General features: G+C 75.5%; 17 protein-coding genes. 7 read left to right on the top strand and 10 right to left on the bottom strand.

Annotation, left to right across the window (positions count from 1 at the left end):
* Positions 1 to 726, bottom strand: a 726-nt coding sequence (locus tag IF27_RS19145; protein ID WP_338058214.1) for a cyclic nucleotide-binding domain-containing protein, incomplete at its 3' end; no start/stop codon positions are given.
* A gap of 432 nt (positions 727 to 1,158) precedes the next feature.
* Between IF27_RS19145 and IF27_RS19140 the strand changes: the two genes are divergently transcribed.
* Positions 1,159 to 3,579: a right-handed parallel beta-helix repeat-containing protein gene (locus IF27_RS19140; protein WP_052850875.1), complete on the top strand. Its 2,421-nt coding sequence runs from the start codon at positions 1,159 to 1,161 to the stop codon at positions 3,577 to 3,579.
* A gap of 24 nt (positions 3,580 to 3,603) precedes the next feature.
* Here the strand turns inward: IF27_RS19140 and IF27_RS19135 are convergent, their stop codons facing one another.
* Positions 3,604 to 5,979, bottom strand: coding sequence for a hypothetical protein (locus IF27_RS19135; RefSeq protein WP_052850874.1), 2,376 nt, complete (start codon positions 5,977 to 5,979; stop codon positions 3,604 to 3,606).
* A 128-nt stretch (positions 5,980 to 6,107) separates the two neighbouring features.
* On the opposite strand from IF27_RS19135, the gene IF27_RS19130 reads away from it, so the two are divergent.
* Both IF27_RS19130 and IF27_RS19125 read left to right on the top strand, forming a co-directional pair.
* A complete protein-coding gene (locus IF27_RS19130; protein ID WP_052850873.1) occupies positions 6,108 to 6,944 on the top strand; it encodes a DeoR/GlpR family DNA-binding transcription regulator in 837 nt (278 codons plus the stop codon).
* A 125-nt stretch (positions 6,945 to 7,069) separates the two neighbouring features.
* Complete coding sequence (locus tag IF27_RS19125; RefSeq protein ID WP_052850872.1) at positions 7,070 to 7,516, top strand: hypothetical protein; 447 nt, start codon at positions 7,070 to 7,072, stop codon at positions 7,514 to 7,516.
* Between the two features lie 4 nt (positions 7,517 to 7,520).
* Here the strand turns inward: IF27_RS19125 and IF27_RS19120 are convergent, their stop codons facing one another.
* The gene (locus IF27_RS19120) at positions 7,521 to 7,778 is read right to left on the bottom strand and encodes an SHOCT domain-containing protein (RefSeq protein WP_052850871.1); all 258 of its coding nucleotides are present in this window, start codon (positions 7,776 to 7,778) and stop codon (positions 7,521 to 7,523) included.
* A gap of 233 nt (positions 7,779 to 8,011) precedes the next feature.
* Here IF27_RS19120 and IF27_RS19115 point away from each other — a divergent pair, with 233 nt between their 5' ends.
* Positions 8,012 to 9,718, top strand: a complete 1,707-nt coding sequence (locus IF27_RS19115) for a bifunctional 3'-5' exonuclease/DNA polymerase (RefSeq protein WP_052850870.1) — start codon at positions 8,012 to 8,014, stop codon at positions 9,716 to 9,718.
* 19 nt (positions 9,719 to 9,737) lie between these two features.
* Here IF27_RS19115 and IF27_RS19110 read toward each other — a convergent pair whose 3' ends face one another.
* The gene (locus IF27_RS19110) at positions 9,738 to 11,318 is read right to left on the bottom strand and encodes a serine hydrolase domain-containing protein (RefSeq protein WP_110946039.1); all 1,581 of its coding nucleotides are present in this window, start codon (positions 11,316 to 11,318) and stop codon (positions 9,738 to 9,740) included.
* Between the two features lie 84 nt (positions 11,319 to 11,402).
* Here IF27_RS19110 and IF27_RS19105 point away from each other — a divergent pair, with 84 nt between their 5' ends.
* The gene (locus IF27_RS19105; RefSeq protein WP_052850869.1) at positions 11,403 to 12,056 is read left to right on the top strand and encodes a TetR/AcrR family transcriptional regulator; all 654 of its coding nucleotides are present in this window, start codon (positions 11,403 to 11,405) and stop codon (positions 12,054 to 12,056) included.
* A 28-nt stretch (positions 12,057 to 12,084) separates the two neighbouring features.
* Here the strand turns inward: IF27_RS19105 and yczR are convergent, their stop codons facing one another.
* A complete protein-coding gene (yczR, locus tag IF27_RS19100) occupies positions 12,085 to 13,581 on the bottom strand; it encodes a MocR-like transcription factor YczR (protein WP_052850868.1) in 1,497 nt (498 codons plus the stop codon).
* Positions 13,582 to 13,680: 99 nt separating this feature from the next.
* Between yczR and yczE the strand changes: the two genes are divergently transcribed.
* Together yczE and IF27_RS19090 are read left to right on the top strand one after the other, a co-directional pair.
* On the top strand, positions 13,681 to 14,406 hold the full coding sequence (gene yczE / locus IF27_RS19095) for a membrane protein YczE (RefSeq protein ID WP_223291107.1): 726 nt from the start codon (positions 13,681 to 13,683) through the stop codon (positions 14,404 to 14,406).
* A 169-nt stretch (positions 14,407 to 14,575) separates the two neighbouring features.
* Positions 14,576 to 14,950 (top strand): RNA polymerase-binding protein RbpA, encoded by a 375-nt coding sequence (locus IF27_RS19090; RefSeq protein ID WP_052850867.1) that lies wholly within the window; start codon positions 14,576 to 14,578, stop codon positions 14,948 to 14,950.
* Positions 14,951 to 15,043: 93 nt separating this feature from the next.
* Here IF27_RS19090 and fxsA read toward each other — a convergent pair whose 3' ends face one another.
* The 5 genes from fxsA to IF27_RS19065 form a co-directional block, all read right to left on the bottom strand.
* On the bottom strand, positions 15,044 to 15,652 hold the full coding sequence (gene fxsA / locus IF27_RS19085; RefSeq protein WP_052850866.1) for an FxsA family membrane protein: 609 nt from the start codon (positions 15,650 to 15,652) through the stop codon (positions 15,044 to 15,046).
* Positions 15,649 to 16,419, bottom strand: coding sequence for a polyprenol monophosphomannose synthase (locus tag IF27_RS19080; RefSeq protein WP_223291106.1), 771 nt, complete (start codon positions 16,417 to 16,419; stop codon positions 15,649 to 15,651). The genes fxsA and IF27_RS19080 overlap by 4 nt, the downstream gene beginning before the upstream one ends.
* On the bottom strand, positions 16,412 to 18,136 hold the full coding sequence (gene lnt, locus IF27_RS19075) for an apolipoprotein N-acyltransferase (RefSeq protein ID WP_110946038.1): 1,725 nt from the start codon (positions 18,134 to 18,136) through the stop codon (positions 16,412 to 16,414). The genes IF27_RS19080 and lnt overlap by 8 nt, the downstream gene beginning before the upstream one ends.
* Positions 18,137 to 18,611: 475 nt before the next feature.
* On the bottom strand, positions 18,612 to 20,252 hold the full coding sequence (locus IF27_RS19070) for an amidohydrolase (RefSeq protein WP_052850865.1): 1,641 nt from the start codon (positions 20,250 to 20,252) through the stop codon (positions 18,612 to 18,614).
* A gap of 43 nt (positions 20,253 to 20,295) precedes the next feature.
* Entirely contained in the window at positions 20,296 to 20,736 is a 441-nt protein-coding gene (locus IF27_RS19065) for an Lrp/AsnC family transcriptional regulator (RefSeq protein ID WP_052850864.1), read from the bottom strand.
* Positions 20,737 to 20,823: the final 87 nt, after the last annotated feature.

Here is a 20,823-nt window from a genome sequence, read left to right as displayed (position 1 = left end):
CAACTCGTACTCACGAGGCGACACCTCGTAATCCACGAACGTCCCCGGCAACACCGGCTCACCCACATGCCCCGACGCCACCTCGATCGCCGCCTCACCTGCGGCGTTGTGCGCCGTGGCGGCGGTGGCGCGCGCGGCGTCCAGGTGGGCGGCCAGGCCGGGCGCGGCGTCGGCGATCCCGCGGAGGTCCTGCGCGCCCGCCGTGAGGACGGTGCCGCCGGTGAGCGCCACCAGGCTGTAGCGCCACGTACCGGGGTCGTCGTCGGTGAGGAGCCGGTCGCCGTCGAAGTCGCCCCCGGCCAGGACGCCGTGCTCCGTCTCGGTGTCGTAGCGGCCGGGGCCGCGCCTGCTCACCTTGCCGTGGGCGACCAGGACGACCTGGTCGGCGGGGTCGCCCGCGCGCGCGAGGACGTCGCCCGGCCTGAAGTCGTGCTGCGTGAAGGCGGCGGCGAGCCGTTGCAGCACGGCGTCGTCCGAGTAGCCCGCGAGGGCGGGGAGTTCGCCCAGCTCGGCCGGGATGACGCGGATGTCGGTGCCGGTCGAGACGAATTCGACGCGCCCGTTCCCGAGCGTGTGCGTGAGGCGGCGGTTCACGCGGAACGTCCCGCCGGAGACCTGCGTCCAGGGAAGGACCTTGAGCAGCCAGCGGGAGCTGATCTCCTGCATCTGCGGGGGCGTCTTGGTGGTGGTCGCCAGATTCCGCGCCGCCGCCGTCGTAAGGCTCAACGGGCTTGTTTCCGCCGCGTTTTCGGGAGCGGGTCCGGTTGAAGTCGTCATGTGTCGTGTCGCCAATCCACGGTGCTTTCGCCCTCGTTCAAGGGCCAATCGGGGGAGATCCCGCGAAGAAGCTAGAGGGTGCGGGGAAGTGCGGCAATCACTCGAAAGAGCGGTCAACTCCTGGATTTCCACGGGGAATTGCGGGGTAGCCCCGGATACCGCTCCTGCGGATATCTACACAGAGCGACGTGACGATCACTCGACGTCACGGACTAGAGTGTGCGGGCGCACAGGCGCACAGGTGGAGCGCGGAGGCATGCGCGGGGCGCACGAGCCGTGCCGTCGCTCCGGTCATACCGGCGGCCCGCGGCGCGCTACGGTGGAGCGGCCAGTACGCGTGGTGGAGCGCGGTCATCGCACGAGGTGGGGGCACAACCGTCCATGACTAAGGGCTCGGTCCAGGTGACGCACACCGGTACGGGACGCTGGCGGCGGCGGACCGCCGTCTACAGCACGGTCACCGAAGCCCTCGCCATGGCCGCCGACGGCGACGTGCTGGTGCTCTCGCCCGGCACCTACCGCGAGAACCTCGTGATCGAGGCACCCGTCACCCTGCGCGGCCCCGCCGACGACCGGGACGGCGCCGCCCGTATCGCCCCGCTCGACGGGGTGCCGCTGACCGTGCGCAGCTCGGCCGTCGTGCAGGGGCTGCGCGTCGAGGGGCAGGACACCACCGCGCCCGCCGTGCTGATCGAGAACAGCATGCCGGAGCTGAGCGGCCTCCAGATCCACACCTCCTCCGCGTCCGGCGTGGAGGTGCGCGGCGGGGCGCGGCCGACCGTGCGGCAGTGCACGGTCAGCAACCCGACGGGCACCGGCATCAGCGTCTCCGACGGCGCGGGCGGCCTGTTCGAGGAGTGCGAGATCACCGAGTCGGGGCAGCCGGGCATCGCGGTCCGCGGCCCGGCGCATCTGCGCCTTGAGCGCTGCGGGGTACGGCGCTCGCGCGTCGCGGGCCTCTCGGTGACCGGCGACGGCTCCGCGGTGGACGCGGTGCGCTGCATCATCGAGGACGTCAAGGGTCCCGGCGTGCGGCTGGGCGAGCGCGCCACGGCCCATCTCACCGACTGCCGCGTCGCCGGGACGACGGGCGACGGCATCACGCTGGAGACCGAGGCCGTGCTCACGCTCGCCGACAGCGTGGTGACCGACATCCCGGAGAACGCCCTCGACCTGCGCTCGCGTTCGGTCCTCACGCTGGTGCGCACCACCGTCCGCGGCTTCGGGCGCAACGGCATGTCGGTGTGGGACCCGGGGACGCACGCGGACGCGCACGACTGCGAGATCCACGACAGCACGGGCGACTACCCGGCGGTGTGGGTCAGCGACGGCGCGACGGCCGTGCTGGAGTCCTGCCACGTCCACGACGTGCCGGACGCGCTGTTCGTCCTCGACGCGGGCTCCCGCGCGGACGTGGTGGACAGCCGGCTGGAGGACGTGCGCGGCTCGGCGATCTCGGTGAGCGACGGCGCGACCGCGCGCCTCGACGCCTGCCGTATACGGCGGGTCGGGACCGGCGCCTGGTTCCGCGACGCGGGCAGCGGCGGCACCGTGACGGGCTGCACCGTCGAGGAGGCCAGGACCGGCTTCATCGTCACCAAGGACGCCGACCCCACGGTCGAGGACTGCACGGTCGCCGCGCCGTCCGAGGCGGGCGTGTACGTCTCGGCGGGCGGGCGCGGCAGCTTCACGCGCTGCCGGATCTCCGGCTCGGGCGGGTACGGCTTCCACGTCATCGACGGCTGCCGGACAGAGCTGAACCGCTGCCGCACCGAACGCTGCGCGCGGGGCGGCTACGTGTTCACCGAGGACAGCCCCGTCCTGACCGACTGCCACAGCGACGAGTCCACGGCGCCGGGGGCCGACGTACGGCTCAAGGCGGCCGAGACGCCCCCGGCCCCGCCCGCGACGGCCACCCAGGCCGCCACGGCGCCGCGCACGGCCCCCGCCCAGGCCGCGCCCGCGGTCACGGAACCGGCGGAGGGCGAGGCGCGTTCGCCCGACGACGTCCTCGCCGAGTTGGAGACCCTGGTCGGCCTCGGCACCGTCAAGCGCGAGGTGCGCGCCCTCATCGACATGATCGAGGTCGGACGGCGGCGGGTCGCGGCCGGGCTCAAGGCGGCCTCGGCGCGGCGGCACCTGGTGTTCACCGGCTCCCCCGGCACCGGCAAGACGACGGTGGCGCGCCTGTACGGGGAGATCCTCGCCGCGCTCGGCGTGCTGGAGCGCGGCCATCTGGTCGAGGTGTCCCGCGTGGACCTGGTCGGCGAGCACATCGGCTCGACGGCGATCCGCACCCAGGAGGCGTTCGACCGGGCGCGGGGCGGCGTGCTGTTCATCGACGAGGCGTACGCCCTCTCCCCCGAGGACGCCGGGCGCGACTTCGGCCGCGAGGCCATCGACACGCTGGTGAAGCTGATGGAGGACCACCGGGAGGCCGTCGTCGTGATCGTCGCGGGCTACACGGCGGAGATGGAGCGCTTCCTGCTGGTCAACCCGGGCGTGGCCTCGCGCTTCTCCCGCACCATCACCTTCGGGGACTACTCGCCCGACGAGTTGCTGAGCATCGTGGGCCAGCAGGCGGGTGAGCAGCAGTACGAGCTGGGCGACGGCACGGGCGACGCGCTGCTGAAGTACTTCACGACGCTGGACCGCGGCCCCTCGTTCGGCAACGGGCGCACGGCGCGCCAGACGTTCGAGGCCATGGTGGAGCGGCACGCGGGGCGGGTCGCGCGGCTGGCGGACCCCAGCACGGAGGACCTGACCGTGCTCTACCCGGACGACCTGCCGCCCCTGCGCTGACGCGTCCCGCCACGTCGCGCCGCGTCACGTCCCGCCCGCGTCCGCCTCCCGGCCGGTCGCGCCCGGCGCGGCCTGCTGCTCCGGCAGGACGACGGGCGTCGTCGCCTGGCCGCGCAGCAGGCGGCGGAACAGCGCCGCGCGTTCGTCGGTGAACGCGGGGTCGGCGGCGTAGTCGCCGTGGCCGAGGACCGGCTCGGGCAGCGGGCGCAGCAGGTTGCGGCCGTAGAACAGCGGATCGGCCAGCGGGCCGCGGTCCACGGCGGCAGAACCGGCGCCCGCCGCCACCAGCACGGGGCCGCCGATGGGGTCGGTGGCACGCCACAGGTTGCGCCAGCAGGGCACGTCCTCGTGCAGGGAGCGCAGGGCGGCGGGCCCGAAGTAGGCGGGGAACCAGCGGCCGTAGAGCCGTTCCAGGGGCGAGCCGTGGGTGAGCAGGGCGATGCGGCTGCGGGTGGCGGCGTCGAGCTGCCAGACGGCCGCGGCGGCGAGCACGCTGCCCTGGGAGTGGCCCGAGATGATGAGCCGTCCGGCCGTGGCGTCGATGTAGGTGCCCATGCGCCAGGAGAGGTCGGGCACGGCGCGCTCGGCGTAGCAGGGCGGCGCGAAGGGGTGGGCGGCGCGGGGCCAGAACGTGCCGACGTCCCACAGGATGCCGACGGTGCGCCTGGCCCCGCCGTCCATGTAGGCCCGGCGGCCCACGGCCAGCAGGACGACGACCCCCACCCCCATGAGCCAGGAGCCGAGCACCTGGCAGATGTCGGTCACGGCGGTGACGAAGGCGGGTGCCCCCGCGGCGAGTTCGGACGGCGAGTCGCCGGTGAGCGAGCCGCAGACGACCAGGACGCCCAGCACGAGGCAGCTGCCCGCGACCCAGCCGACGAGCGCGGGCGCCGAGTCCGTGAGCCGCGCGCGGGCGACGGAGGCGGCGATGCGGGCGCTGCGCTCGCGCAGGGGCGCGCAGGTCTCCTCGGGGTAGCGGGCCCTGACGTCCGGGGTGAGGCGGGCGGTGAGGCGCTGGAGGCGGACGGCGGCGGCGACGGCCAGGGCGAGCACCACGGCCAGCAGGGCGGGGACGGCGGCGGCCTCCCAGCTGAGGACGACGGGCGGCCCGGCGAGGGTGGAGCCGTCCTCGCCCGGCACGGCCGAGGGGTCGAGCCAGTCGGCGACGCGGTCGGCGACCCCGCCGGTGAACACGCCGCCGATGCCGCAGGCGAGCATGGCGACGGCCGGTCCGCCGAGGCCGAGCAGCGCGCCGCGCTCGCGGCGGGGGGTGTGGCGGTGCAGCCAGTAGGCGGTCGCCGCGAGACCGACGACGAGGACGCCCTGGAGGATCATCAGCACGGGGAACGTCCCTCCCCCGGCGGGCAGTCGGCCGCCGCTGGTCCAGTGCGGGCGGCTCCAGGCGGTGTGCACGAGGACGGTCGCCAGCAGCGCCACCGCGCCCCAGGGCAGGGCGCGGGTCATCGGCGGGTCGGGGCGTTCGTCGGGCTCCCGCTCGGCGCGGCCGTGCAGGATCTGCTGGACGAGGACGACGCCCCAGCCGACGACGGTGAGGACCAGCAGGACCCGCCCCGTGGCGACGAGCGCCGTGCTGCCGCGCAGGCCGTGGTCGAAGGGGGCGGTGGCGGCCAGCAGGGCGGTCGTGACGGTGAGGAGGGCGGCGGCGGTGTGCGAGGCGCGCAGGCGGGCCACCGAGCGCCGTCCGTACCAGAAGCCCGGCAGGCTGAGGGCGGCGCGTTCGCCGCCGTCGGGGCGGGGGCGGACGGGGGGCGAGGCGGACTCGTAGCTGCTCCACGTGCGGTGGGAGAGCCACCAGAGCAGGGCGGTGAGCGCGACGGGCAGGAGCGCGGCGACGGCGAGGCGGCGTCCCGGCTGGGCCCACCAGCTGTCGCCGGTCAGCGGGCCGAGCCAGGAGGCGCGGCGGGTGCAGGGGGCGGAGCCCGCGCACTGCCAGGCGATGAGGTCGAGCGCGACGGCGCAGGCGCCCGCGGTGAACAGCACGGTGAGGGTGAGGGCGACGAGGCGCACGAGGACGGCGTGGACGTCCTGGGCGTGGCGTGCGCCGCCCGGGGCGGTGGGCCGCATCCAGTGGGCGAGGTTCACGATCATGAAGGGCAGGAGCAGCAGCCACAGGGCGCGGGCGCCGTTGCCCGAGGTGAGGCCCGACCAGCAGTACGCCTCGCGCTGCGGGTCGTCGTCGTCCCAGGGCCGTTCGGCCAGGTCGTCGGCGCGGCGGTGGATGCTGGCGGTGCCGTCGCCGGTGACGCGGGTGGTCCACGCCGACTCCAGCATCTCCTGGGGCGTCGTGCCGCCGACGCCGTGGACGAGGAGTTCGAGCGCGGGTTCCGGTGGTGCGGTCCGCCGTTCCGCGGCGGGCAGGGGCGTGTGATCGGTCGTCATGGATGACTCCCCCGGGTCGCGTGCTGTCCCACGTCTGTGTCTCTCCGTTGCCGACGGCGGCGAACCGTCCACGGTCGGTGGAAGTTGGGCCGTGCGAGGATGACCCTTCCGGACACGAGGGAGGCCCTGTGAGCGACCATCAGAACCTGCTGGCCGGACAGCGGCGCGCGCTCATTCTGGACGAGGTGCGGCGGCGCGGGGGGATCCGGGTCAGCGAGCTGACGCGGATGCTCCAGGTGTCGGACATGACGGTGCGCCGCGACCTCGACGTGCTGGCGCGGCAGGGCGCGCTGGAGAAGGTGCACGGCGGCGCCGTGCCGGTCGCGGAGCAGCGGAACCACGAGCCGGGGTTCGAGGCGAAGTCGTCGCTCGAACCGTCGGCGAAGAGCGCGATCGCCAGGTCCGCCGCCGCGCTGGCCTCCCCGGGGAGCGCGGTGGCGCTCTCGGGCGGTACGACGACCTACGCGGTGGCGCAGGAGCTGCTGGAGGTCGCGGGTCTCACGGTGGTCACCAACTCGGTCCGGGTCGCCGACGTGTTCCACACCGCGAGGCGGACCGACCCCGCCCCGGCCGGTGCGCCCCAGCCGGCGACGGTGGTGCTGACCGGCGGGGTCAGGACGCCGTCGGACGCGCTGGTGGGCCCGGTCGCCGACGCGGCGATCGCTTCGCTGCACTTCGACGTGCTCTTCCTCGGGGTGCACGGCATCTCGGTGGAGGCGGGGCTGTCCACGCCCAACCTGGCGGAGGCCGAGACCAACCGGCACTTCATCCGCTCGGCGCGGCGGGTCGTGGTCGTCGCGGATCACACCAAGTGGGGTACCACGGGGCTGAGTTCGTTCGCGACTCTGGACGAGGTGGACACGCTGGTGACGGACGCGGGGCTCCCGGGCCCCGACCGCGAGGAGATCGCCGGGCACCTCGCGGAGCTGGTCATCGCCGGGCCGGGCGACGGCGGCGGACGCTGACGCGTCCCTTCAGGAAGAACCACACCATCGTGTGACTGGCCGCCCCGAAGGGCGCAAGCAGTGCCATAATCGGACACTTCCACCGTCCGTCGAGCCGGCCGAGCCGGCAGATCGGTGAGGCGCCCGTGAGCCGTCAGCCGGCCGAGTCCGACCACCACCGAGCCGTCGCCTTCCATGTACCGCCGGACCGTGAGGAACGGGCGCGGCGGATCGTTTCCGCCCAGCTCAGGTACTGGCACCTCCCCGAGGTCGTCGATCCCGCCGCGGACGGCGTGGCCCTGCTGCTCGCCGACATGCGGCGGACCGGCCGGGCGTACCGCTGCCGCGTGCAACTGGTCCTGCTGTGGGACCGGCTCGCGCTGTCGGTCTGCGACCACGCCCCGGACGTCTGCGGGACGGCGGGCACCGGCCCGGCGGGCGTCGCCGGGGTGGCGTGGGTCAGGGACAGCGGCGGAGTGCGCGCGCACCAGGACGAGTCGGGCCGCACGCTCTGGCTGACCGTGCCCGTGCCGGTCCCCGACGGCCCCCCGGAGGCACGGACCCTGGGACTGCCCTGGTCCGCCCACGCGTGACCCGTCAGCGGCCCGGGGTCTCCGCGAGCACGGCGCGGCGCTCGCGGAACTCCTCCGCGCCTATCTCCCCGGTCGCGTAGCGGCGGCCCAACAGGTCGAGCGGCGTCTCCCCGCCGAGGCGGCGGAAACCGGGGCCGCCGCGCCGCGCGACGCGCCGCAGCAGCAGGACGGCGCCGACGACGACGGTGGCCCAGACGAGCGGGAACAGCAGGACCCATGGTCCCGGCCCTTCGCCGGTGAAGGTGTGCGCGAGTACGGTCATGACGTGGCCTCCTGCCCGTGCGGGGTACGGGGCGCGGCCTCGCCGCACGCCCGGTCCTTCTCCCGGACCGCCCGTCCCACCGGGCCGTCCGACATCCAGCATTCCGGGGAAAGCCCTCCGCGGCGTCCTACGGACGGAGGCTTCGTGTCTGCTCCACGGGAAGTACGGCGAGGTCACCTTCGACACCCCACCGTCCGACGCCGGTGTCAGTGCCCGATGCGACACTCGCACACATGAGCGAAGCAGGCCCGGAAGCGGTCAGGTGGGCGATGGCCGAGTACGCCGACGGCTCGGTCCGCGTCTGCCCGCTCGACGCGGACGGCCGCCCCGCCGGTCCCGTCACCACGGAACCGGGCCCCGGCGCGGCCGTCCGCGCACACCCCCACGCCGCCCGGTGGGTGTGGCGGTCCACGGCGGCCGTCCACCCACGCGTGCTGGACGACGGCGGGCGCGTGGAGCGGTGCTACGACGTGGAGGCCGCCGAGGCGATCCTCCTCGGACACGAAGGCGCACACCGGCTCCCCCGCTCCCTGGGCGCCGCCTACGCCAGGCTGCACGGCCTGCCCGTCCCCGCCGACCTCCCCTCCGGCGCCCCCGACACCGGCCAGCCGTCCCTGTTCGAGGCCGCCCCCGCACCGCTCCCCGGCGACGCCGACCCGCTCACCGCGCTGCTCGACGTGTACGCGGGCCAGCTCGTCCGCACCGCGGCCCTCGCCGGAGCCGGGCGCATGCGGCTGCTGCTGGCCGCCGAGTCGGCCGGGACCCTGGTGGCCGCCGAGATGGGCCGCGCCGGTCTGCCGTGGCGGGCCGACGTCCACCGGCGCCTGCTGGACGAGCTGCTCGGCGAGCGCTTCCCCGGCGCCCCGCCCCGGCGGCTGGGCGAACTGGCCGAGCAGGTCTCGGCCGCGTTCGGCCCAGGCGTGCACGTACGCCCCGACCAACCGGCCGACGTCCTGCGGGCGTTCGCCCGCGCGGGCGTCAAGCTGCGTTCGACCAGGGCCTGGGAGCTCCAGGCGATCGACCACCCCGCCGTGGAACCGCTGCTGCGGTACAAGAAGCTCTACCGCATCCACACCGCGCACGGCTGGGCCTGGCTGCGCTCCTGGGTACGGGACGGGCGCTTCCGCTCCGAGTACCTCCCCGGCGGCGCGCCGTCCGGGCGGTGGACGACCAACGGCGGCGGCGCCCTCCAGATCCCCCGCGTCATGCGCCGCGCGGTGATCGCCGACCCGGGATGGCGGCTGGTGGTCGCCGACGCGGACCAGCTCGAGCCCCGCGTCCTCGCCGCGATCTCCCGCGACCCGGGGCTCATGGCCGCCGCGGGGGACAGCGGCGACCTCTACACGGCGCTGGCCAGGCGCGGCTTCTCCGGCGACCGCGCGGCGGCCAAGCTGGCGCTGCTCGGGGCGATCTACGGCCAGACGTCGGGCGACGGCCTCGCGCAACTCGCCGACCTGCGCCGCCGCTTCCCCCGGGCCGTCGCCTACGTGGACGACGCGGCGCGGACCGGTGAGCAGGGCGGCCTGGTCCGCACCTGGCTCGGGCGCACCTCCCCGTCCGCCGTGGCCGACGATCAGGAGGGCGACGCCGACGAGGTGCCGGACGGCGGCGCGGCCGACCCGCCCCGCGCCGGAAGCACCCCCGCCGCCCGCGCGCGGGGGCGCTTCACCCGTAACTTCGTCGTCCAGGGCAGCGCGGCCGAATGGGCCCTGCTCATGCTGGCCGCCCTGCGCGGTGCGTTGCGGGACATGCGGGCCGAGCTGGTGTTCTTCCAGCACGACGAGGTGGTCGTGCACTGCCCGGAGGAGGAGGCCGCCACGGTCGCCGCGGCGATCGCGGCGGCGGCGGACGAGGCGGGCCGCGTCGCGTTCGGGGCGACGCCCGTGCGCTTCCCGTGCACCACGGCGGTCGTGGAGTGCTACGCCGACGCGAAGGAGTGAGGCGTGCGGCGGCGCGCGCTCAGCCCGGAAGCCGGAGCGCGCGCGGCTCCGACAGTTCCCGCTCCGGGGCGGCGCCCGTGACGTCGGCCCGGGCACGGGGAGCCCGGGTCACGAGGACGAGCCGGAGCACGGCCGTCACCGCCCCGGCGACCGCCGCGACGCCCGCGGCGACGGTGACGTCAGGCAGCCACGTCGTCATCTGCCCCAGGCCGACCCGGTCGATGACCACGAGAAGGCCCGCGCAAGGTGCCGCGCCCGCCAGGAACCACAGCACGGTCGAGGTGGTCCTGCGCAGCACGGACGAGGGCACCACCCGTCGCCGCAGGAGCAGCGCCGAGCGGCAGGCGGCCACGACCATCGCGAGCGCAAGGGCGGTGGTGCCCCAGATCGCCAGGTCGTAGGGGGACACGGACGCGCCGTCCGTGGGCGCCGTCCCGCCCGCGAGCATCCGGGCGGCGCCGAAGCCGACGGCCATGATCTCCTCGTCCTGGAGGAGCCCGTACAGGTTCTGCTGGAGGACGAGGGCGGTGCCGCGCTCCGGGAGCAGGAACAGCATCGCCGAGTGACCGGGCGTGGCCCCGGTGTGCCAGACCGCCCTGTCGAGCGGCGCGTCCAGGCCGCCGACGCGCCAGCCGGCCCCGTAGCCGGTCCCGGCGCCGCCGGGTCGCAGCACCGTCTCCTCGCGCATCAGCCGCACCGTAGCGGGGGTGAGCACGGGCTCGCCGTCGGCGGTCGTTCCCGTGCGGAGCTGGAAGGCGGCGAAGGCGGCCAGGTCGTCCAGGTCGCCGCCGAGGTAGCCGTAGGCCGCGCCGTGGTCGTCCACGCCGTCGGCGATCGCGGCCGGTCTGCCCCACAGGAGTTGGTGCCCGGGGGTCAGCCCCCGCCGCGCGGCCGACGCCCGGTCGGCGAAGGCCGAGTCCATGCCGGCGGGCCCGAGCACGGACTCCTCCAGGTGGTCGGCGAAGGACCGCCCGGTGACGGCCTCCACGACGGCGGCGAGCACGAGGTAGTTGGCGCTGGTGTAGGCGTACACGCCGCCCGGCGGTCCGAGCGGTTCCGCGCCGTCCAGGGCGCCGAGGCGCCCGGCGGGGGCGGGGCAGTCCGCGGCGTAGCAGTCGGTGACCAGGGACGTCGCCGACGCGGGGATGCCGGACGTGTGCCGCAGCAGGTCGCCGACCGTGACGCGGGACGCGTGCCCGGCCCCGCCGAAGCGGAAGCGCGGCAGGTGGTCGGTGACCCGGTCGTCCAGGCCGAGCCGCCCGTCCTGGACGAGGGCCGTCACCGCCGTCGCGGCGACCGGCTTGGCGACGGAGCCCCAGAGGAACGGCGTCCTGGCCGTGACGGGCCGCCCGCGGCCGTCGGTCCCCCAGGAGCGCCGGTGGAGGGGGCCTTCAGGGCCGACCACGGCATAGGACAGCCCGGGGGTCCCGGTGGCCTCCATCCGGTCGCGGACGTACGCGTCGATCGCGGCGTAGTCGTCGGAAGGGGCGGCGGTGGGGGTGGGCGCGGCGGAGGCGGCCGGGGTCGTCGCCGTGCCCAGGAGCAGGCACAGCGGTAGGAGCACCGCGCGCAGGGCGGCGCGCCGTGGACGGATGGGCATGGGAATCCTCGCAGGTCGGAGCGGCGGCGGAGCGGATAACCGTATGACGGTACGGTTTTTACCGTACACTGGTACGGTTATCAAGTGCCGAGAACCGCCGACCACGACGAACGCCGCCGCCAGATCGCCGAAGCCGTCTGCGCGCTCGTCGCCGACCACGGGCTCGACGCCGTCACCGTCGCCCGTACGGCCGCGACCGCCGGGATGTCGGTCGGGCTGGTGCAGCACTACTTCCGCAGCAAGGACGAGATGCTGCTGCACGCCTTCCGGACGGTCGGCGCACGCATCCGGGCCAGGGCCGACGAACGGGTCAGGGCCGGGACCGACCACCGGCGACCCCTCGCCCGCGTGCTGTCCGAGGTACTGGCGGAGTTCGTCCCCCTCGACGGGACGCGCCGCGCCGAGTTCCGGGTCACGCGCGCGTTCGCCGGGCGGGCCCTGGACGCCCCCGCCCTCGCCGAGGTGGACGTCGAGACGGCGCGGCTGATCCGCGCGGACCTCGCGCGGGGCGTCCACAACGGCAAGGAGTGCGGCGAGGTCGCCCCCGACCTGGACCCCTGGCCCGCCGCCGTCCGCCTCCTCGCCGTGGCCGAAGGGCTGGCGCTCCAGGTCTACCGCGATCCCGGCGGGGTGGAGGGGACACCGGCGGCCGAGCTGACGGCGGCGGTCATCGACGCCGAGCTGGCCACCGTGTTCACCGGCACGTGCCGCCAGTACACCGGACGGCCCGGCGCCTGAACGGGCACCGGCGCCCCCGCCCGTGCCGTCAGGAGATGTAGCCCGCCGGAGTGGCCAGGCCCGCGCCGACCGCTCCCCCGGCGACCAGCCCGGCCGCCGCCGCGAGCCGCGCCGCCGCCTCCTCCGCGACCGGGCCGCCCACGATGAACGGCACCCGCACATAGCCCTCGAAGGCGCCCTCCACCCCGAAGCGCGGCCCCGACGCCACCCGCACCCCGAGCCGTTCGCCCACCTCAGCGACACGCGACCCCGACAGCCCGCCGGTGCGCACCCACAGCGTCATCCCGCCCGACGGGACGGCGAACTCCCACTCGGGCAGCCGCTCCCGCAGCGCCGCCACGACGTCCGCGCGGTGCCCGCGCAGCTCCGCCCGCCGCTCCTCCAGCGCCGCCGACCAGCCGCCCTCGGTCAGCAGCCAGGCGACCGCCAACTGCTCCATCACGGGACTGCCCAGGTCGGCGTACGCGCGCGCCGCGACCAGCCTGCGGATCACCTCGGGCGCCGCCCGCACCCAGCCGATCCGCAGCCCGGCCCAGAACGACTTGCTCGCCGATCCGACCGTGATCACCGTGGACCCGCCGTGGTCGAACGCCGCCACCGGCCTCGGCCGCCCGCCGGGGGCGGCGTCGAGGGCCAGGTCGGTCATCGTCTCGTCGGCGATCAGGACGGTGCCGGACGCGCGCGCGGCGGCGACCATGCCACGCCGCCGCTCGTCGTCGGCGAGCGCGCCCGTCGGGTTGTGGAAGTCCGCGATGACGTACGCCAGCCGGGGCGACGCCTCGCCCAGGACATGACGCCAGGCGGACAGGTCCCAGCCCGACAGCCCCTCCCCCATCGGCACGGGCACGAGCCGGGCGCCCGCCTCGCGGAAGAGCTGGAGCACGTTGGCGTACGACGGCTGCTCCACGGCGACCCGCTCGCCTCCTGGGACGAACATGCGGCAGATGGCGCCGACCGCCCCCATCGCCCCCGTGGTGATCATGATCTGCTCGGGCATCGTCGGCACACCGCGCTCGGTGTAGCGGTCGGCCAGGGCGGCGCGCAGGGCGGGCAGCCCCGCGGGGAAGTCGCCGTGGGTACGGGCCGCCTGGGGCAGCGCGACCAGCGCCGCCTGGAAGGCGCGGGTGAGCCAGGGCTCCGGCGCGGCGAGCTGGGCGCAGCCGAGGTCGATGGTCGTCCCGCCCGCCTCGGGCGGCAGCGGTTCGAGGCCACGGGCGGGCAGGGCGCGCCCGGCCGGTACGGCGGTCCAGCTGCCCGAGCCACGCCGGGAGCGCAGGAACCCGTCGGCCCGCAGGCTCTCGAACGCGGTGGCGACCGTCGTACGGCTCACGGCCAGGGCGGCGGCCAGCTCGCGTTCCGCCGGGAGCCGCGCGGCGACGGGCAGGCGGCCTTCGAGGACCAGCGTCCTGATGCCGTCGGCGAGCGCCCGGTACGCGGGCCCGCGCCGTCCGGCCGCCGCGCCCCCCTGGGGGCCGAGCAACCGGGCGAGCTGGCCGGCCCCGACCGTGGAGGTCCACTCACGCATGGTTCCGATCCACCTCTTCCGGATTGGCCCTGTGCCGCGTCGTTCCCATGGCCACAGGCTGACACGGACCAGGCCACTGTCGCCAGAGGAGACCGCCTGATGAACCGGCTGCCACGCCGCCTGACCCAGCTCTACTGCGGGCTGCTCCTGTACGGCGTGACCATGGCGATGATGGTGCGGGCCGGGCTGGGGCTCGACCCGTGGGACGTGTTCCACCAGGGCGTGTCGGAGCGGATCGACGTGCCGATGGGCATGGTGACCAACGTCACGGGCCTCGTCGTGCTCCTCGCATGGATCCCGCTGCGCGAGCGTCCGGGCCTCGGGACGGTGTCCAACGTGCTGCTGGTCGGCACGGTGATGGACCTCACCCTCCCCCACATGCCGCACGCGTCCGGCGCGGTCGCGCAGATCACGCTGCTGGTCGCCGCCGTGGTGCTCAACGGCGTGGCGACCGGCCTCTACATCACGGCGCGCTTCGGACCCGGCCCCCGGGACGGCCTGATGACCGCGCTGCACCGGCGCACCGGGCGCTCGCTGCGCCTGATCCGCACGGCCATGGAGATGACCGTGCTGGTGGCGGGGGTGTTGCTGGGGGGCACGGTGGGGGCCGGTACGGTCGTGTACGCCCTCGCCATCGGACCGCTGAGCCAGTACTTCCTGCGGCTGTTCGCCGTCCCCGGCGCGGGGCGACCGGGTGGGCAGGGGACGGAAACGGGAAAGGTGCCCCGAATGGATTTCGAGGAGCGGCGCGGGGCGGGTATCCTACGCCTTCGGTCCCGCCGGACGGACCGTTACCCCGAGCCATCCTGTACGGACGTCGGGTGACATCCCCCGCCAGACGTGACAAACCGGACGCCGGTGGGTAGAAGAAGAGGCGGCGCGACGGGCGACGCGGCACCCAGCTCGGGAATCTTCACCGCCGACCGGACGTTGACCTGATTGATGACGACAGCGACACATGTCCTGTGGGCGACCAGCCCGGGAGGCACGATTCATGAGTGAGCGAGCTCTGCGCGGCACGCGGCTCGTGGTGACCAGCTACGAGACGGACCGCGGCATCGACCTGGCGCCGCGTCAGGCGGTGGAGTACGCATGCGGGAACGGACATCGGTTCGAGATGCCGTTCTCGGTGGAGGCAGAGATCCCGCCGGAGTGGGAGTGCAAGGTCTGCGGCTCCCAGGCCCTGCTGGTGGACGGCGAGGGGCCGGAGGAGAAGAAGGGCAAGCCCGCGCGTACGCACTGGGACATGCTCATGGAGCGCCGGACCCGCGAGGAGCTGGAGGAGGTGCTCGCCGAGCGGCTCGCCGTCCTGCGTTCCGGGGCGATGAACATCGCGGTGCATCCGCGCGACAGCCGCAAGACGGCCTGACCTGGGCGGACGCTCCGGTCGTACGGAAGGGGCCGGGCACCACTTCGGTGGTGCCCGGCCCCTTTCCCGTGTTCCCGTGTTTCCCGGAGCCGCTCAGCGCCCGGGACCGTCGTCCTGGCCGTCCCGCTTCTCGCGACCCTCGGGTGTGTCCTCCTGGACGACCTCGCCCTGGACGACCTTGCCGTCGGGACGCCGGATGCGCATCTGGTCGCGGACGCCCCGCGCGTCCTGGAACGCGGCCCCGAGCTGCCCGCCGCGCCGTGTCAGGTACCGCCGCCCCCACCGGCGCAGCAGCGAGGCCGTGGGCGGGACGATGCACAGGAGCCCGACCACGTCCGAGAGCAGCCCGGGGATCATCAGCAGCAGGCCGCCGAGCATCGTCAGGCCGTTGCCGCCGCGCGTCGTGGGGGCGGGGGGCACGTCCTGTCCCGGGGCGCGCAGGCTCTCCGTGAGCCGGGCCCAGGCCCGGCGCCCGGCCTGCTTGATCACGACGGCGCCGACGACGACACCGGCGGCCAGCAGCAGGAAGACGGTGAACCCGCCCGCCACGCGCCCGACCAGGATCAGCAGCCAGATCTCCAGCACGGCCCAGACGGCGACGGCGAGCGGCAGCAGCGGACGCGAGCGGCGGCGGCGCGGTGACGGGGACGGTGGCGGCGTGCGGCCACCGCCACGGTAAGGGTTCGGGGAGCCGGTCGTCATGGTTCCAGTCTGCCCTGGGCCGCGGCGCGGCGTGCGGCGGGCCGTCTGAGCCGGGCGGCGACGCCCCACAGGGTGACCCGCCACAGCGCCTCGACGACGATGTCGCGGCTCATCTTGCTGTCGCCCGCCGTCCGCTCGACGAAGGTGATGGGCACCTCGGCGACCCGGTGCCCGGCCAGGACGGCGCGGTGGACGAGATCGACCTGGAAGCAGTACCCCTGGGACGCGACGCCGTCGAGCAGCCCGCCCTCCAGGACGTGCCGCCTGAACGCGCGGAAGCCGCCCGTCACGTCCCTGACCGGCACGCCGAGCAGCGCCCTGGCGTACGCGCTGCCGCCCCGGGACAGCAGCTCGCGGTACCGGGGCCAGTGCACGATCCGCCCGCCGGGCACCCAGCGGGAGCCGAGCGCGACGTCGGCGCCGCCCGCCAGCGCGGTGAGCAGCCGGGGCAGCTCCTCGGGCTGGTGCGAGGCGTCGCCGTCCATCTCGACCAGGACGTCGTACCCGGCCGCGAGGCCCCAGGCGAAGCCCGCCAGGTAGGCGGCGCCGAGCCCTTCCTTGCCCGCGCGGTGCAGCACGTGGACGTGCGGGTCGGCGTCGGCGATCTCGTCGGCCAGCTTGCCGGTGCCGTCCGGGCTGTCGTCGTCCGCGACCAGGACGTCCACGGCGGGGCAGGCCGCGCGGAGCCTGGCGAGGAGCGGCGGGAGGTTGTCGGCCTCGTTGTAGGTGGGGACGATCACCAGCACGCGGCCCACGGCGTCACTCACCGGCGACACCGGCGGCCCGGGGGGCGTCGCCGCCCCGTGTGTCGTCACGGGGCGCGTCGTCGTCGGGGGCGGCCGGGCGGGCGGCGCGTGCCGTGCGGCGCGTGCGGACCAGCACCAGCGCCCAGGCGGCGAGCCCGGCGGCGGCGAGCACCCACTCCGGGACGGCGCCGACGCGGTCGGCGACCGTGCGGCCGTCGCGCAGCGGCAGGTCCGCGGTCAGCACGTCCTGCGTGAACTCCTCGGTCTGCTGCTCGACCGTCCCGTCGGGCGCGACGATCGCGCTGATGCCGCTGGTGGCGGCCGTGACGACGGCGCGGCCGTGCTCGACGGCCCGCAGGCGGGACATGGCGAGCTGCTGCTCGGGCTGCCCGGTGCGGCCGTAGGTCGCGTTGTTGGTCTGGACGACGAGCGCGCGGGCACCGGCGTTGACGGTGTCACGGACGATGCCGTCGTAGGCGACCTCGAAGCAGATCACGTCGCCCATGCGGGCCGGGCCGACGTCGAGGACGCCCGTGTGGTCGCCGGGGTAGAAGTCGCGCGGCACGCGCTCCAGCCGCGTGATCACCGCGCTGAGCTGCTCGCGGAAGGGCACGTACTCGCCGAACGGCACGGGGTGCTGCTTCGTGTACGAGGCGCCGGGGCCCGTCTCCGGGTCCCAGACGATGCCCTGGTTCTCGACGTAGCCGTCCTTCGTCGGGTGGTCCACCAGCGCGCCGACCAGGATGGGGACGCCGACGGCCTGCACGGCGCGCTCGATGGCGGCGGCGGCCTCCGCGTCGCGGTAGGGGTCGAGGTCCGAGGAGTTCTCCGGCCACAGGACGAGGTCGGGGCGCTCGGCGCGGCCCGCGTCGATGTCGTCGGCGAGCTGGAGGGTGGCCTCGACGTGGTTGTTCAGGATCATCATCGGGCGGCCGAGGAAGTCCATGCCCGCCTGCTGCACGTTGCCCTGCACGACGGCTATGGACACGGTGTCGGCGGCGTCGGTCGGGACGGGCACGGCGTAGCCGGTGGCGCCGACGCCGACCGCGAGCGCCGCGGCCAGGGCGGCGGGCCGCCAGGACCGCGGGGTCCGCTCCGCCGCGGGGACGCGCCGACGGGCGGCCAGCCGCAGCGCCGCCCACGCCAGGAGGGCGCCCGACAGGGCGACGGCGAACGTCACCAGCGGCGCGCCGCCCAGCGCGGCGAGCGGCGTGAAGGGGGTGCCGGTGTTGGCGAAGGCGAGGCGGCCCCACGGGAAGCCGCCGAACGGGACGCGGTCACGCGCCCACTCCTGCGCGACCCACAGGCAGGCCGTCCACAGCGGCCACAGCCGCAGCCGCGAGGTCAGGGCCAGCCCCGCGCCCATCGGGACGAAGAACGCGGCCTCGGCGACCGACAGGCCCACCGTCGCGTCCCAGCCGATGACGCGCAGCCAGCTCAGCAGGGACACGAAGAACGGCACGGCGAACACGAGGCCGAGCCACGCGCCCTGCCGTCCCGTCCTGCCGTGGACGAGCACCGACAGCGCGGCGACCGCGACCAGGGACAGCGGCCAGATGTCGTACGGCGGGAAGGCGGCCGTCAGGGCGAGACCGGCGACCGCCGCGGCCACGAGGACGCGCCAGTTCCTGCGGGCGGACGCGGCACGCCTGCGGACGCGGCCGGGACGGCGCGCGGCGGGCGGACCGGCGCCGTCGGCCGGGGCGTCGGCCCTGGTCGTCTCGGAGCCCGATGGCACAGTCGTGGCCTCTCTGCAGGCGCGGGGCGATGATGACCGACCGTACCTCGTGCCGGGGGATGTCTGCGGACCGGGACCGGCGCTCTTCGGTCCGACCCGGGGCCCGCTGGCTGCGGGTCGTCCGAAAGCCGTTGTCTACTGAGCGTCCGGGCCCGGCCCGGGTCGCACCAGCCGGCCGGACGGAACCATCCGCCCCCGTGCCGCAGGCACACTGGACCTGGCTCCCGGCGGCGCGCCTGCGCGGCGCCCCACCCTCTGGCCCAGCGGCGTTCGACGACTGCGCGGAGGGGAGCGCCGGCCGGACGTCCTGTGGTGGACCCGGCCGAACCTACCCCCCGAGGACCGCGGGCTGTCAACAGCCGTCTGACCTGTACGTTTCCCCGGGATTCCGTCAAAGCGGCTGGTCAGTGCGGAGCTTGCGGGGCGGTCGCCGCGCGGGATCGCACGTCGTTCGGCGGTATCGGGGCCGGGTGGATCACTCGTTCGGCCGGTCGTACACCGTGCGCCCCGCGACGACGGTGCGCAGGCACTCGGGCAGCGGCTCGCCCGGGGCGAGGTCGGGCAGCCCCGGGGTGCCGGAGCGCGGGTCGGTGGACCAGCGGGCGACCCGGTCGTCCGGGGCCTGGACGACCAGCGCGCCGGTGCGCCACAGCGCGTAGTCGGCGGGGGCGCCGGGGACGAGGACGCCGCCGTCGTCCCGGCCGACCGCGCGCCAGCCGCCGCGGGTGTGGGCGGTGAACGCGGCGCGCACGGAGATGCGGTGCTCGGGCGTCCGGTGGTACGCCGCCGCGCGGACGGCCGCCCAGGGGCCGAGGGGCGTGACGGGGGCGTCGGAGCCGAAGGCGAGGGGGACACCGGCGCGCAGCAGCGCCGCGAACGGGTTGAGCGCGCGGGCCCGTTCGGCGCCGAGGCGGCGGGCGTACATGCCGTCCTGGCCGCCCCAGGCGGCGTCGAAGCCGGGCTGGACGCTGGCGGTGAGGGCGAGGTCGGCGAAGGCGGTGACGGCGCCTGGGCTGAGCAGTTCGGCGTGCTCGACGCGGTGGCGCAGGGCGCGGACCCGGGCGGTGCCGAGGCGGTCGGCGGCGGTGCGGAAGCCGCGCAGGACGGTGTCGATGGCGGCGTCGCCGATGGCGTGGAATCCGGCCTGGATCCCGGCCTCGGTGCAGGCGGTGACGTGCGTGGCGACGTCGTCGGCCGTCAGGTGGGCCGTGCCGGAGTGGGGGGCGTCGGTGTAGGGGGCGTGGAGGTGGGCGGTGTGCGAGCCGAGGGAGCCGTCGGCGAAGAGGTCGCCCGCCGCGCCGGTCGCGCCGAGGTCGCGGACGCGCTTGGCGTCCTCGGGGCCGGTGACGGCCTCGGCCCAGTAGCCGTGGACGCGGGGTCCTGGCTCGTCGGCGGCGAGGGCGAGCAGGGCCGTGAGGTCGTCCTCGCTGGAGATCTCGGGACCGGCGCACTCGTGGACGCTTCCGATGCCGACGGACGCGGCCCGGCGCAGCGCGGCGCGCTGGGCGGCGGCGCGCTGGGCGGGGCCGAGGGAGGCGTCGGCGGCGCGGCGAACGGCGTGGTGCGCGTCGCCGGTCAGCGGGCCGTCCGGGACGTAGCCGGGCAGGGAGGTGATGCCGGGGACCAGGCCGAGGAGGGCCGTGGTGGCGAGCGCCGAGTGGGCGTCCACGCGGACGAGGTAGAGGGGCCGTCCGGCGGCGGCGCGGTCGAGTTCGTCCCGGGTCGGGGGGCGCCGTTCCGGCCAGCGGCTCGCGTCCCAGCCCTGGCCGAGGAGGATGGCGTCCGCCGGGTGGGCGGCGGCGTGGGCCGTGACGCGGGCGAGCGCGTCGGGCAGCGAGCGGGCCGCCGCGAGGTCGAGGCCGGTGAGCGCAAGGCCCGTCGCCGTCGTGTGCACGTGTGCGTCGGTGAACGCCGGGGTGACGAGCGCGCCGTCGAGGTCCACGACCTCGTCGGCGGTCGGGGCGAGGGAGTCGGCCGCGGCCTCGGAGCCGATCCAGGCGATGCGGTCGCCCTCGACGGCCATGGCCGTGGCGAACGGGTCGGCCGGGCTGTGGACCTCGCCGCGGCGCAGGAGGACGGTGCGGGGCCGTTCGCCCGGGGTGGTGCTGTCGGTCATGGCCCCAGTCTCCCGGCTGGCCGCGCCCGGCACGGCGGCGGGGTCACACGCGCGGCGGGCGAGCCTCGTAGGGCGTGGAGAGGACGACGGTGGTGCGCGTGGAGACCCCCGCGAGGGAGCGGATGCGGGCGAGCAGCAGTTCCAGCTCGGCCGGTTCGGCGACCCGTACCTTCAGGATGTAGTTCTCGTCGCCCGCGACGCTGTGGCACGCCTCGATCTCCGGCACGCCCGCGAGCCGTTCGGCGATGTCGTCGGGGGCGCTCGGGTCGAAGGGCTTGACGGAGATGAACGCGGTCAGCGGCAGGCCGACCGCCTCGGGCGCGACGATGGCCGCGTACCCGCGGATGACGCCGCGCTGCTCCAGACGGCGCACGCGCTGGTGCACGGCCGAGGTGGACAGGCCGGTGGCCTTGCCCAGGTCGGTGTAGCTCATCCGCCCGTCCCTGACGAGCAGTTCCACGATGCGCCGGTCGAGATCCTCCACGGTTCCGTAACCTACCCGGCGCGGCGGCGCCCCGCCGCCCGCGCCCGGCCCGCGGACAGCCGCGCACCACCGCTGTGACGAACGCCA

Source organism: Streptomyces avicenniae (assembly GCF_000719135.1).
Lineage (GTDB): Bacteria > Actinomycetota > Actinomycetes > Streptomycetales > Streptomycetaceae > Streptomyces > Streptomyces avicenniae.
Note: the sequence above shows the minus strand (reverse complement) of the source record. Positions and strands in the feature narration are given on the sequence as shown.

Coding starts and splice junctions, on each gene's coding strand:
- IF27_RS19140 (WP_052850875.1), top strand. CDS start 1,159: ATGACTAAGGGCTCGGTCCAGGTGACGCACACCGGTACGGGACGCTGG.
- IF27_RS19120 (WP_052850871.1), bottom strand. CDS start 7,778: ATGACCGTACTCGCGCACACCTTCACCGGCGAAGGGCCGGGACCATGG.
- fxsA (WP_052850866.1), bottom strand. CDS start 15,652: ATGACGACCGGCTCCCCGAACCCTTACCGTGGCGGTGGCCGCACGCCG.
- IF27_RS19110 (WP_110946039.1), bottom strand. CDS start 11,318: ATGCCCATCCGTCCACGGCGCGCCGCCCTGCGCGCGGTGCTCCTACCG.
- IF27_RS19090 (WP_052850867.1), top strand. CDS start 14,576: ATGAGTGAGCGAGCTCTGCGCGGCACGCGGCTCGTGGTGACCAGCTAC.
- yczR (WP_052850868.1), bottom strand. CDS start 13,581: ATGCGTGAGTGGACCTCCACGGTCGGGGCCGGCCAGCTCGCCCGGTTG.
- yczE (WP_223291107.1), top strand. CDS start 13,681: ATGAACCGGCTGCCACGCCGCCTGACCCAGCTCTACTGCGGGCTGCTC.
- IF27_RS19115 (WP_052850870.1), top strand. CDS start 8,012: ATGAGCGAAGCAGGCCCGGAAGCGGTCAGGTGGGCGATGGCCGAGTAC.
- IF27_RS19135 (WP_052850874.1), bottom strand. CDS start 5,979: ATGACGACCGATCACACGCCCCTGCCCGCCGCGGAACGGCGGACCGCA.
- IF27_RS19070 (WP_052850865.1), bottom strand. CDS start 20,252: ATGACCGACAGCACCACCCCGGGCGAACGGCCCCGCACCGTCCTCCTG.